This is a genomic window from Polyangium jinanense, assembly GCF_028435265.1.
GTDB lineage: Bacteria > Myxococcota_A > Polyangia > Polyangiales > Polyangiaceae > Polyangium > Polyangium jinanense.
This window is the reverse complement of sequence record NZ_JAGTJK010000033.1, coordinates 16,719-29,420: the sequence shown is the minus strand read 5'-3', so window position 1 is coordinate 29,420 and position 12,702 is coordinate 16,719. Positions and strand designations below refer to the sequence as shown.

Genomic DNA, 12,702 nt, shown 5'->3' with positions numbered 1-12,702 from the left:
CCACGACGACGTGGCCCCCGCGCGGCGATCACCAGGGGCGATCGCGCATCGTCTGCTTGTACTTTTCCTTGTAAAGATCGTGGCACTTCTTGCAGGAAGCCTTTGCGCCGTCGAGGTCGCCGGCCTTCGCCTTGGCCACACCCTCATTCGAGATGGCGACCCAGCTCCCCATGCCGGGCGGCGGCTTGCCCGCGGTGTAGGCCAGGGCATTGGCGATCTTCGTCAGATCACCACTCGACGTCGCCGAGGCCATGACCGTCTTCATCCAGCCCTGCATCGGGCAGGGCTTCTGCCCCTTGGCGCCGCAATCGAACGTCTTCGGGCCGGCCGCCGCGCTGGCCGCGGGCGCCGCAGAGCCGGCGGCGGGGGCCGCGGACGCCGCAGCCACGGCGGCGGATCCCGCGGGCTCCACGGGGGCGGAAGCAGCGCTGTTCTCGGGCTTCGGGGCCTCGGCGCTCGGCGCGGGGGCCGCTGACGCGACCGGGGCCGCGGAGGCCGCAGGCTGCGTGTCCGCCGCGGCTGCGCTGGGCTTCGCTTCGGGCGAGGCGCCTTCGTTTTTCGCCTCACCGCCGCCGCAGCCGACGGCACCCGCGAGCGCCACGATCGCCGCGAACCGCACTCCCTGTCTCATCCTGCTCTCCTTACATGGTGGCGAAGATCGACCTTTCTCGGCGATCCTCGCATTCCTACTCGCCCGGCTCATGATCCGGCCGCGCGGGGCAAGTTGCCCCGGCATTCGACTTTGATCCGTATCCACGGCCTGATGGCAAGACAAAAAAAGTGCCGATGTCTGCTCCCTCGCCGGTCCGTCCCTCCCCCCTCCGCCCTGCGTCCGCTCCTCCCGACGCTCCCAAGCTGCTTTTCACGCGCGGAGGCCGATATCCGCAGGCGATCGCGTGGTTCGGGGCGCGATCGTTCTGGGGGCATCTCTGGCACCTCGTGGCGAGCGTCATCGCGACGGAAGACATCGACAGTCGCGCATGGATGCGACCGAGCACAGCCGACACACTGACGCGCAAGGCCGCGGCCGTGCTGGGCGGCAGCGAAGGCAAAGAGACGCTCACCGAGGCGCTCGGTCGCGACGTCTGGATCGATTTCCTCGCCGACACGGGCGATTGCGTGTCCGTGAGCCAGGAGGTCGCGCGTCTCGTGTTCGAGACGTACGAGGTCGAAGTTCCGGACAAACCCGGCGAGACGCTCGTGCTCCCGCGCGGGGACATCCTCCTGTTCGGCGGGGACACGGCGTATCCGGTGGCGACGGAGCTCGAGATCCACAACCGGGTGATCGTGCCGTTCTCGCGGGTGCTGGAGGAGGTCCGAGACGGCAAACCCCGGGTGCTCCTGGGAGTCCCGGGAAATCACGATTGGTACGCGGGGCTCGACGGCTTCGGGCGCATGTTCCGGGAGCGGCGCGGGACCGTGGATCTCGTGGGGAGATCGACGCCGAACGAGGTCGTGCGGTTCGCGCAGATCGGACACTTCATCCAGTGGGTGGAGGCGTTTCGCATCGGACGTTATGTGAGCAAACGATCGACGTTGCCGCTCGACGGATACGTGCCGGTGCAGGACGCGAGTTACTTCGCGCTCAGGCTCGCGCCGGGGCTCGATCTGTGGGGCGCGGATCGGCAGCTCCGCGCGGTGGACTTCGAGCAACGCGCGTTCTTCGCGTCGCTCCGGACCGAGAACCGCGGGCTGCTCTTGACCCTGGCGGATCCGGCGTACGCGTTCCTGGAGCCGAACCCTGCGGGGCAACACATCGTCGACGCGCTGGATCTACGGCTCGAAGACGACGCCGTGCTCGTGCTGACGGGCGATACACATCACTACTGCCGCGAGCAGATCGGCAAGACGTGCCACGTGATCGCCGGCGGAGGCGGGGCGTTCTTGCATCCGGCGCGGATCATGCGGAAGGGCCTGCCCGAGCCGGCCGCGGAGTTCCCGGGGCCGAAGGCGTCGCTCGCGCTGGCGCTGCAAATCCCGTGGCAGATCGTGCACGGACGGAGCGGCTTTCTGGTGCACCTCGCGGCCGCGCTGCTCTACCTGCCGGCGTTTTCCGCGGTGCGATGGGGCGGCGCGCCGCCGATGGTGGGATCGCTCGTGACGGCGGCGATCGCGGGCTTCGTGTGCCGGCTGCTCGGCGGATTCCGGAACCGATCGATCGCGGTGTACCTGCTCGCGACGATCGCGGGGCTCACCGTGGGGTTCGTGCCGATGCTCGCGCGGATGACGTTCGCGGCGGCGGGCGGCCTCTTCGACGCGGCGGATCTCTACGGCGCGAGGCCGTGGCTCGTGTTCCTGGTCTCGGTCTACGTCGCGACGCTGGTCTTCGGCGCGTACCTGATGGCGCTGACGATCTTCGGGATCGAGCAACACCAGGCGTTCGCGGCGCTGGCGCACCCCGGATACAAGCACTTCGTGCGGGTGCGCGTGCGCCGCGACGGGAGCGGCGCCGACGCGTGGGTGCTCGGGAAGGTGGATCCTCTGTCCGCCTCGGATCCGGTCGTCCTGGTGGACCAGTTTTCCTGGACGAACGACGGCCTCTCGGCCGGCGCGCGCTCGGCGTTGCCGGCGTCCCTGATCACGCCGCCATCAAGCGATGCGGCCCAGCAGAAGAGGCGGTGAGGCCTCGGGCGCGGAACTGACGCGGAAGGCGCTCTGGACACGATCCGCGACGGCCTCGGCCGCGGCCGCCGAGCGCACGTGGAGGCACGCGAGGGGCTCGCCGCGACGCACGCCGGCGCCACGCGGCGCGAGGATCTCGATGCCGACGGCGTGATCGACCTTCTGATCGGCGCGCGTGCGGCCCGCGCCCATGGCGACGGCGGCGAGGCCGATCTCGAGGGGATCGATCGCCGCGACGAAGCCGTCGGCGTCGGAGGGAACGAGGACGGTTTCAGGGGCACGCGGCAGGCAACGCGGATCTTCGACGACCGCGGGATCGCCGCCCTGGGCCTCGATCATGCGCTCGAACACGCGCGCGCCGCGCCCGCTCGAGATCGCGTCGCGGAGTTTTTCGCGCGCCTCTTCCACGGAGGAAGCGGCGTCGCCGAGCACGAGCATCTCGGCGCCGAGGGCGAGTGTGCACTCGACGAGATCGTCCGGTCCGCCGCCGTGGAGGACCTCGATCGCTTCGCGCGTCTCGATGGCGTTGCCGACGGTGCGGCCGAGGACGGTGCTCATGTCGGTCAGGAGCGCGACCACACGCTTGCCGGCGGCCTTGCCGACACGCACGAGGGCCTCGGCGAGGGCGCGCGCGTCGCGCTCGGTCTTCATGAACGCGCCGCGGCCGACCTTCACGTCGAGCACGAGCGCGTCGATGCCCTCGGCGAGTTTTTTCGAGAGGATGCTCGCGACGATGAGGGGGATCGACTCGACCGTGGCCGTGACGTCGCGCAGCGCGTAGATACGTTTGTCCGCGGGGGCGATGCGTCCGGTCTGTCCGATCATGCAAGCGCCGATGTCGCGGACGATGCGCGCGAAGGCATCCGTGTCGAGCGAGACGTTGAAGCCGGGGATGGCTTCGAGCTTGTCGAGGGTGCCGCCCGTATGGCCGAGGCCGCGGCCGCTGACCATGGGCACGGGCACGCCGCAGGCCGCGACGAGGGGCGCGAGGCACAAGGAGACCTTGTCGCCGACGCCTCCGGTCGAGTGTTTGTCGACCTTGATTCCGGGGACGGAGGAGAGGTCGAGGACGTCGCCGGAGTGGAGCATCGCGCGGGTGAGGGCCACGGTCTCCGCGTCGTCCATGCCGCGGAAGAAGATGGCCATGCAGAGCGCGCTCATCTGGTAATCGGCGAGCTCGCCCGTTCCGAGGGCGCGGATGAGGCGCGCGATCTGGTCGTCCGAAAGGCGGCCGCCGTCGCGCTTCTTGGCGATGAGCTCAACCAGGGTCTCCACGGTGCGGAGCATACATCAAAGCGGCCTCGCGGCGCGGGCCGCGTGCGTGGCGTCTCCCCAGGGCGAGCGGCGCGCGCTACCTTTCGGCCGCATGAGCAGGGCACGTGACTTCACGACGCTCGGCTACCGGCGCATCGTCAAGCTGCTGGTCTCGCTCGTCATCGTCCCGTCGGTGCTGCTGTCGGCGGTCGGCGCGTCGCTCGTGGTGATGGGCGAGGCGCGGTACAACATCCTCATCGGGATCCTCGTGCTCACGTTCTCGAGCACGCTCGTGACAGGGGTGATCCTGGTGTGGGTGTTCTTGCGGCGGGAGCGAGATCTCTCGGAGCTGCAAGCCGACTTCGTGTCGAAGGTCTCGCACGAGCTCCGGACGCCGCTGACGTCGATCCGGATGTTCACCGAGACGCTGGTGCTGCGGCGCGGGGACAAAGAGAGCGAGGATCGATGCATCCTGGCGCTCAACAAGGAGAGCGCGCGGCTGCAACAGCTCATCGATCGGCTGCTCGACTGGGGGCGGATGGAGAGCGGGCGGCGGGTCTACGAGCTCGCCGAGCAGGACGTGGTGAAGGTCGTGGAGGAGGCGATCGCCGCGTTCGAGCCGACGCGCGAGCAGCGGCACGTGGAGCTCTCGGTGCAGTTCGAGCCGGACCTGCCGCGCGTGTGGTGCGACCACGGGGCGATCGTGATCTCGCTCGTGAACCTGCTCTCGAACGCCTACAAGTACGGGGGGCAGCCGCGGAAGATCGAGCTCGCGGTCGCGCGGAAGCTCGGCGAGGTGCTGATCACGGTGCGCGACAACGGCAAGGGGATCGCGCGGCGCGAGCACAAGCGCATCTTCGAGAAATTTTACCGGGTCGATGATCTCCTTGCACGACAGCAAGAGGGGTCGGGGCTCGGGCTTGCGATCGTGCAACATGTGATGCGCGCGCATCGAGGTCGCGTGACCGTGGACAGCGAGCCGGGTCGAGGGAGCGCGTTCACGCTGGTGCTTCCGATCCAGGCGAAGGTGCGGGTGTCGGAGCCGATGTCGAGCACGGGAGGGACGGCGTAAGGGTGGGAGCGGCAAGCGGCGCGGAACGTGATAGAGAGCCTGGATCGATGAACCGGGTCGGACAGGGCGGCGCGCGGCGCACGGTCCTCGTCGTGGAAGACGACGACAGCATCGCGATGGGCCTCGAGATGAACCTGTCGGCGGAGGGGTATCGCGTGCTCCTCGCGACCGACGGGGAGAGTGGTCTCGCGCTCGCGCGCGGAGGCGGGATCGACCTCTTGATCCTGGACGTGATGCTGCCGAAGCTGAACGGCTTCGAGCTTCTGCGGATGCTGCGCGCCGAGCGGTACACGATGCCGGTGATCATGCTGAGCGCGCGCGGCGCGGAGATGGACAAGGTGATGGGGCTCGAGCTCGGCGCCGAGGACTACATCACGAAGCCGTTCGGGCTGGCGGAGCTTTTGGCGCGGGTGAAGGCGGTGCTCCGGCGCGACGCGATCGCGCGCGGGGACGACGCGAGCGCGATCCGAGCGGCGGACCTCGAGATCCATCCGTCGACGCGGGAGGTGCGGCGCGACGGGAAGCTCGTGGAGCTCACGGCGACGGAGTTCGACATCCTGTTTTGCCTGGTCAGCGCGGGCGGCCGCGTGCTGTCGCGGGAGCAGCTCCAGGCGAAGGTGTGGGGGCCGAGCCATCACGGCACGCCGCGCACCGTGGACAACTTCATCCTGCAGCTACGAACGAAGCTCGAGGACAATCCGGCGAACCCCAGGCACCTCGTGACGGTGCGAGGCGTGGGGTATCGGTTCGTGGTTTGACGAGACGAACGAGACACCCCCGCTCCCATCCGGAAGCGGGGGCCGCCGAACTCAAGGCGCCTGACAGAATTTGTTGATGCTGTCGACGAGCGGGTCTTCCTGCTTGACCGCCTTGTCGAGCGCGGCCTGGGCCGAGTTGATCTTCGCGAGATCCTTCGCCTCGGCGGCGGCAGCCATGTCGCGGGCGGCCTTGGCGACGTCCTTCGCCATCGTCTGGTACTCGGTCGAGTACTTCTTCAGGTCGGGGATCGTGAGCTCCACCTTGGCGGCGTCGGCGGCGACCTTGTCCATCGCGTCGGCCATGCTCTTGAGCTCGTTCGCTCCCGTCGGGTCGGCGCCGCCCTTCGGCGTCTTGTTCAGGCTCTCGACGCCCTTGTTGATCACCTCGATGAGCTGGTTGCACTCGGTGATCTTTTTCTGGCCGCAGGCCGTGGCTCCCACGAGCAGAGCGGCGCCCACGATCGCGGCCGAGAACAGGGATTGATGACGCATCTTCGACTGTCTCCTGTGGAGGGATTGGCGTTCGGTGGCCGCTTTCTTCGAAGAGGCCAGAAACTTCGCAGTCACGAGCGTACCCGCCAGTTGCCGTGGAAGGTACGTCCCACGTCGTCGGCCGTCGGGTCGGTCACGATGATCTCGGGGCGACCGTTCTCCGCGTAGACGATGGTATTTTGTCGGAAGACGCGGCCGAACGCGATGGCCTCGTCGCGCTCCATGCCGTAGACGAGCCACGCGGGCTCGCGCCAGACACCTTCAGGCTCCGCCTCGGAGCCGACGCAGGGCTCGACGCGGTAGCAGCCGAGGATGAGCAGGTCGCGGAGCACGTGGTGGCGCTGCTCGTTCACCTTGCGGGGCAGGAGCATCGAACGCGGGTTGTAGGCCGTGAGCACGGCGAAACGCCGGTTCAGGAGCTCGGGCAACGCCGAGTGATCCTGGACGATCTCGCCGTCGAGCGAGGCGCGTAGCGGCGCGCCGTGCGGGCCGGGGAACTCGTAGATCGTCGCGAGGTACGAACGGAGGAGCGCTTGGTCCATCGATAGGTCTGACCGCTCCTACCAGAGTGGCGGCCCGCACGCTACCAGGCCCTTCGCGTTGCGAGGGCGCCCGGCCTTCCCGTGAGCCCGCCCGCGCGTCTTTCCCTTCCTGGATGCTTGCGCTAAGCCCTGCCCCGGGATGATCGAAGTGGAGCGCCTCTCCAAGTCGTACGGCGCCTTTCGCGCCGTGTCGGATGTGTCGTTTCACGTCGAGCGCGGCGAGGTCGTGGGATTCCTCGGGCCGAACGGCGCGGGGAAGAGCACGACGCTCCGCATGCTGGCCGGCTTCCTCGGGCCAAGCGCCGGGCGGATCCGCATCGGCGGGCACGACATCGCCGAGGAGCCGCTGCTCGCGCGGGAAAAGCTCGGGTACATGCCCGAGACCTCGCCGCTGTATCCGGAGATGCGGGTGCGTGAGTACCTCACCTTTCGCGCCGAGGTGAAGCGCGTGCCCCGGAGCGCGCGGGCCAAGGCGGTCGAGCGGGCCGCCGAGGAGGCGCGGGTCGACGACGTCGCGGATGTGCTCGTGCAGCATCTGTCGAAGGGGTACCGGCAGCGCGTCGGGCTCGCGGATGCGCTGCTCGGGGATCCGCCGGTGCTGATCCTCGACGAGCCCACGGCGGGGCTCGATCCGAACCAGATCCGCGAGGTGCGCGAGCTCGTGAAGCGGCGCGGCAAGGACCACGCGATCCTGATCTCGACGCACATCCTCTCGGAGGTCGAGGCGACGTGCTCGCGCGCGCTCGTGGTCGCGCGGGGCAAGCTCGTGGCGTCGGGGACCATCGAGGAGCTGCGCGAGATGCGAAGGGCTTCGGGGCTCCGCATCGTCGTGCGCGGGGATGCGACGCGGGCGCTCGGGATCGTTCGTGCGCTTCCGGAGGTCGCGGGGGCTGATATCGACGCGGGGCAGGCGCCGGCGGCGGATGCGGCGGCGTTGCTCGTCACGTACCGGCGCGCCGAAGGCGGGGCCGAGGCGGCCGAGCGGGTCGTCGCGGCGCTCGTCGGCGCGGGGCTCGGCGTGCGGGAGGTCGTGCCGCGGGCCGCGACGCTCGAGCAGGTCTTCTCCGAGCTCACGCGGGGGGACGAGACCGCGGCCGAGGTGCAGGCGTGAGGGGATTCTGGCCGATCTTCAAGCGGGAGCTCTTCTCGCTCTTCGTCACGCCGCTCGCCTGGGTGGTGATCACGTCGTTCCTGCTCCTCCAGGGCCTGCACTTCTTCTTGATCGTCGTGAACTTCGCGGCGGCGCCGGCGGAATCGCTCGGCGACAGTGGGCCGGTCCAGGCCTTCTTCGGCCAGACGATGCTGCTCTACGTGCCGCTCTTGCTCGTCTGCCCGCTGCTCACGATGCGGCTCTTCGCCGAGGAGCGGCGCAGCGGCACGATCGAGACGTTGCTCACGGCGCCCGTGGGCACCGTGGGCGTGGTGCTCGCGAAGTACGCGGCCGCGGTGGCGACGTACGTCGTGATGTGGGCGCCGACGGCGCTCTACATCGTGATCCTCGCGCGGACGGGGGACGTCGACTGGCGGGTCGTGGGGACGAGTTACCTTTCGGTCTTCGCGATCGGCGCGGGCTACCTCGCGCTCGGCGTCATGACGAGCGCGCTCACGCAGAGCCAGCTCACGGCCGCGGTGCTCTCGGCGCTGGCGATCTCGGGCCTCTTCTTCTTCGGCTTCGCGGAGTTCATCGTGCCCGATGGGCCGGCGCACGATCTCGCGACACATGTCTCCGTTTGGACTCAAATGAATGACGCGTCGCGGGGGCTGCTCGATTCGCGGCGGCTCGTCTTCGACGCGACCGTCGTACTCCTGCCGCTCTTCGTCACGGTGCGCGCCGTCGAGGCGTGGAGGTGGGGATGAGCGAGGAGCGCAAGCCGAAGAAAGGCAAGAAGGCGCCTCGGCCCGAAGGTACGAAGCCGAAGGACGTGAAGCCCGCGGCCACGAAGGCGCCCGCGCCTCCGCGTGATCCCGCGCCCGAAGCGCCGGCCGGGACGAGCGCGGGGACGAAGCTCGGCGCGCTCGTCGGGCTCGTGGCGGCGATGGTGCTCGCGGTGCTCGTGAACGTGGTCGCGGCGCGGCACTACAAGCGCTTCGATTTCACGAAGGGCGGGCTCTATACGCTGAGCCCCGCGACGGTGCAGACGCTCCACGCGCTCGGCGAGCCGATCCGCGTCGACGTGCTCTTGCCCGCGGGTGATCCGCTCGCGCTATCGATCCAGCACCTGCTCGAGGCCTACCGCAGCGAGACGTCGCGCCTCGAAGTGCACTTCACCGATCCTGATCGCCACGCGGCCGAGTTCGTCGCGATCCAACGCAAGTACGACGAACGCGTCGTCGACGGTCGGGTGGTGACGGACGCGGCGATCGTCGTCGCGCGAGGCGACCGCGTGCAGTTCATCACGCCGCGGGATCTCGTCGAGGTCGAGGACGAGAACGACGTACGCGCGCGGCCTCGACTGGAGCAGGCCCTCACCGCGGCGATCCGCGCGGTCGTGTCCACGGATCGGCCGAAGATCTGCTTCACGACGGGGCACGACGAGAAGTCGATCGAGACGGGCGGAAGTGGCCTCGCGCCGCTGCGCGAGCGGCTCGAGAAAAACGGACACGAGGTCGTGACCGTCGACCCTCGCGAGAAGGCCGACGACAAGGACAAGGCGCGCGCGCCGTTTGCCGGTTGCCGTGTCGTCGTGGTCGCGGGGCCGTCGCTGCGTTTTTCCGAGGCCGAAACGAAAAAGCTCGAAGGGTTCGTCGAGCAGGGCGGCAACGTCCTCGTCGCGGCCTCACCCGTGCCGGACGAGGGGGACCAGAAGTACCTCGATCTCGGCCTCGATCCGCTGCTCGATCGCTTCGGCATCGCGCTCGCGCGCGACTTCGTGTTCGAGACCGATACGCGCCTGCGCGCCGTGCGCGGGTACGGCGAGACGTTCCTCCCGATCGCCAAGCCGCATCCCATCACCGAGGGCCTGATCCGCGCCGAGCAGTCGGGCCTCGGCGCGGTCATGACCGTGGCGAGCTCGCTCCAGAAGACGGGCAAAGGCGCGGCGGCGGTGTCGCCCTTGCTGGAGACGAGCGAGGACGCCTTCGGCATGATCGACTTCTTCACATGGGCGAAAAACCCCTCGGATCCCGCGCCGAACGACGCGGATCACAAGGGACCGCTCACGGTCTCCTTCGCCGCCGAGATGCCCAAGCGTCCGGGTGCCGAGCGTGGCGCGCGACTCGTGGCCATCGGATCCGCGAGCCCGATGATGGGCGAGAACTGGCAAAGCGACGAGCTGCGCGGCACGGCGATCTTCGTCGAGAGCGCGATCGCCTGGCTCGCCTCTGCGCCCGTGCCGCTCGACATCCCGAACAAGCCCGCCTTCACCGCGGGCCTGCGCATGAGCGAGGACTCGCTCGCCTCGATCTTCCGCTACGTCGTGGTGTTCATCCCGCTCGCGTCCGTGCTCACCGGGCTCGCCGTGCACCTGCGAAGGCGCGCGACCGAGCGGCGCGGGACCCGCAAGGAGAAGGAGCAAGCGCCCGAATGAGCTTCGCGAAGTTCGCGAAGAAGCACGCGACGACGCTCGTCCTCTGCGTTCTTTCGATCAGCGCGGGCGCCTACGTGTTCGTCGTGGATCGCGGCTCGGTGACGACCGAGGAAGCCGAGCAACGAAAGAAAAACGTGGTCCTCGCGTGGAGGCCCGACGAGATCACCGAGCTCGTGGTCGAGCAGGGCGCGTCGTCCGCGAAGCTCACGCGCACGCCGCCCGATGCGCTCGGACAGCGCTTCTGGGAGGTGACGATCGGGGGCGAGCGGTTCCCCGCGGAGGCGCAGATCGTCGATCAGCTCCTCGGCACGCTGGAGTTCGCCACGCGCGAGCGGGTGCTCGCGCCGGACAGCGTGGATCGCGCGGCAAGCGGCCTCGATGCGCCCCGCGCGCGGATCGTGGTGACCACGCCGGGACGAACCACGACGCTCGCGATCGGAGGCCCCGCGCCGACGCCGGCAGGCGCTGCGATCATCGAGGTTCACGAAGGGGATCGGACCTCGTTCCAGGTGATCACGAAGGAACTCGTCACGGCCCTCGCGATCGATCCGAGCTCGCTTCGATCGCGGGATCTCCTCCCCTACCCTGCAAGCGACGTCGCGCGGTTCGAGATCGAAGGTCCGAACGGCAAGTACGCGCTCGCGCGACCCACGGATGGCGGTGACGCGCTCAAGCTCGACGGCCCTGCGAAGGAAGCAGGTCGCCGTGCCTCCCGCACAGCCACGGACGAGCTGTTCGATACGCTCTCACGCGTGCGGGCCGACGCCTTCCTCTCGGACGAAGCCGCGCGCCGCGCGTCCACGCCCACGGCGACGCTCACGATGAGCCCCACGGACGCGACGAAGCCCAAGGGAACCCTCGTCCTCGGCGGAGCCTGTCCCGACAAACCCGACCTCGTCGTCGCGCTGCAGACGGCGCCCACGCGTGCCGCGGCCTGCGTGTCTACGACCTTCCTCGACGCGCTCTCGAAGCCCGAAAGCGCGTTCGTGGATCGCAACGCGTTCTTCGCGACGATCGACGAGATCCACGAGGTCACGCTCACCGCTGGTGATCGCCGCATCGAGCTCGCGCGCAAGGGCACGGGCTTCCACGAGCGCGCTCCCGAGGATCGCGACATCGAGGGCGCCACCGGCCGCCTCTTCCTCGAATCCCTCCTCGCTCTCCGTGCGAAGGATTTTCTCCCCGCGGACGATCGCGCCTCGCTCGGCCTCGATCCGCCGCAAGGCAAGGTCCGCATCGTCTCGGTCTTGCCCTCGCGGAGTCCCGACGGCGGCGACGACGATCGGATCGAAGAGCTCCTCGTCGGCAAACCGCAGGGCGACGTCGTCCCCGTGCTGCGCACCTCCGACGGCGCTGTCCTCGCGATCCCCGCCGATCGAGCGCGCGCGCTCTTCCCGAGCAAGATCACGCTGCGCAGCCCCACCGTGATCGACGCCCCGGAGACGAGCCTGCGCGCGCTGCGCATCACCGAGGGCGATCGCGTGCAGCACCTCGAACGCACGCCCGAAGGAGGCTTCGCGCTCGAGGAGCCACGTGGGAAAAACCTCGCGGCCGACCTCGGCTTCGGCACGGAGCTCGCCACGTCGCTCCTGCCCTTGCGTGTCGAGCGGTTCGTCGCCGAACGCGACGATGGATCCTTCGGCCTCGCGAACCCGCGCATCGTCATCGAAGCGGATCTCGCCGCGGGCAAAGACGCGGGCGCGCGCACCGTGCGCTTGCTGCTCGGCGCGCCCACGACGGGCGGCTCCTTCGCGCGCATCGACGGCGACGACGCCGTCTTCGTGATCGATCCGAAGATTGAGTCCGCAGCCGGAAAATGGCTGCTCGACCGATCGATCTTCACCCTCGACGTGGCCGAGATCCAGAAGGTCACCATCACCCCTTCGGACAAACGCAAGCCGCCCCTCGTCCTCGATCGCGCGGGAGACGCGCTGCGCATCCGGGGCGACGAAGCCGCGACCGCGAAGGCCGCCGCGATCCGCGATGCGCTCGCCGACCTCGTCCCCGAAGGCGCCGTTAGCGTCGGACCGCCTCGCAAAGAAGAAGGACTCGACTCGCCCGCCGTCGTGATCACCATCGAGCGCAGAGGCCTCGATCCCGACGCGCCCGCGACCGTCGATCCCCAGCGCACCCTGCGCATCTCCCTCGGCGCCGGCGACGCGTTTCGCGGGACGAACATCACCTACGCCCGCCGCGACGGAGTCGACGCCACCTACGCCATCGCGCAAGCCAAGACGCGCGTCTTCCTTGATCTCGCTCGCTGACGCCTCCCGCGAGAGCGCGATCTTCCGAAGAAGACGGAAATCCATCGAGGTGCGTCGCAGCCGACGACGAGAGTCCAGAGCACTGTTCGGACGCCTGCCCGGCCGCGGCGCGCGAAAAAATCGCGGCCTTCCCGCGCGAGCCTGGATCCCCGCGAACAAGGAAGCGCAAGG

The 12,702-nt window shown here is 69.1% G+C and carries 11 protein-coding genes; 7 read left to right on the top strand and 4 right to left on the bottom strand.

The features are described 5' to 3' along the window. Positions 1-28 precede the first annotated feature (28 nt). On the bottom strand, positions 29-631 hold the full coding sequence (locus tag KEG38_RS37850) for a hypothetical protein (RefSeq protein ID WP_272425302.1): 603 nt from the start codon (positions 629-631) through the stop codon (positions 29-31). 353 nt (positions 632-984) lie between these two features. Between KEG38_RS37850 and KEG38_RS37845 the strand changes: the two genes are divergently transcribed. Further along, complete coding sequence (locus KEG38_RS37845; RefSeq protein ID WP_272425301.1) at positions 985-2,622, top strand: hypothetical protein; 1,638 nt, start codon at positions 985-987, stop codon at positions 2,620-2,622. On the opposite strand, the gene KEG38_RS37840 is transcribed toward KEG38_RS37845, so the two are convergent. Continuing rightward, positions 2,590-3,897 (bottom strand): thymidine phosphorylase, encoded by a 1,308-nt coding sequence (locus KEG38_RS37840; RefSeq protein ID WP_272425300.1) that lies wholly within the window; start codon positions 3,895-3,897, stop codon positions 2,590-2,592. The genes KEG38_RS37845 and KEG38_RS37840 overlap by 33 nt on opposite strands. Before the next feature lie 91 nt (positions 3,898-3,988). Between KEG38_RS37840 and KEG38_RS37835 the strand changes: the two genes are divergently transcribed. After that, positions 3,989-4,948: a sensor histidine kinase gene (locus KEG38_RS37835; protein ID WP_272425299.1), complete on the top strand. Its 960-nt coding sequence runs from the start codon at positions 3,989-3,991 to the stop codon at positions 4,946-4,948. Positions 4,949-4,995: 47 nt separating this feature from the next. Next, on the top strand, positions 4,996-5,706 hold the full coding sequence (locus KEG38_RS37830) for a response regulator transcription factor (RefSeq protein ID WP_272425298.1): 711 nt from the start codon (positions 4,996-4,998) through the stop codon (positions 5,704-5,706). A 51-nt stretch (positions 5,707-5,757) separates the two neighbouring features. Here the strand turns inward: KEG38_RS37830 and KEG38_RS37825 are convergent, their stop codons facing one another. Both KEG38_RS37825 and KEG38_RS37820 read right to left on the bottom strand, forming a co-directional pair. After that, the gene (locus KEG38_RS37825) at positions 5,758-6,198 is read right to left on the bottom strand and encodes a hypothetical protein (protein ID WP_272425297.1); all 441 of its coding nucleotides are present in this window, start codon (positions 6,196-6,198) and stop codon (positions 5,758-5,760) included. Positions 6,199-6,269: 71 nt separating this feature from the next. Further along, positions 6,270-6,740 carry a DUF3293 domain-containing protein gene (locus KEG38_RS37820; RefSeq protein WP_272425296.1) on the bottom strand — a complete coding sequence of 157 codons (471 nt, stop codon included), beginning with the start codon at positions 6,738-6,740 and terminating at the stop codon, positions 6,270-6,272. A gap of 139 nt (positions 6,741-6,879) precedes the next feature. Between KEG38_RS37820 and KEG38_RS37815 the strand changes: the two genes are divergently transcribed. The 4 genes from KEG38_RS37815 to KEG38_RS37800 are packed head-to-tail and all read left to right on the top strand — an operon-like array spanning position 6,880 to position 12,531. Next, positions 6,880-7,851, top strand: a complete 972-nt coding sequence (locus KEG38_RS37815; protein ID WP_272425295.1) for an ABC transporter ATP-binding protein — start codon at positions 6,880-6,882, stop codon at positions 7,849-7,851. Further along, positions 7,848-8,597, top strand: coding sequence for an ABC transporter permease (locus tag KEG38_RS37810; RefSeq protein WP_272425294.1), 750 nt, complete (start codon positions 7,848-7,850; stop codon positions 8,595-8,597). The genes KEG38_RS37815 and KEG38_RS37810 overlap by 4 nt, the downstream gene beginning before the upstream one ends. Next, complete coding sequence (locus KEG38_RS37805; protein ID WP_272425293.1) at positions 8,594-10,267, top strand: GldG family protein; 1,674 nt, start codon at positions 8,594-8,596, stop codon at positions 10,265-10,267. Before KEG38_RS37810 ends, KEG38_RS37805 begins: the two co-directional genes overlap by 4 nt. Continuing rightward, on the top strand, positions 10,264-12,531 hold the full coding sequence (locus KEG38_RS37800) for a DUF4340 domain-containing protein (RefSeq protein WP_272425292.1): 2,268 nt from the start codon (positions 10,264-10,266) through the stop codon (positions 12,529-12,531). The genes KEG38_RS37805 and KEG38_RS37800 overlap by 4 nt, the downstream gene beginning before the upstream one ends. Positions 12,532-12,702 lie beyond the last annotated feature (171 nt).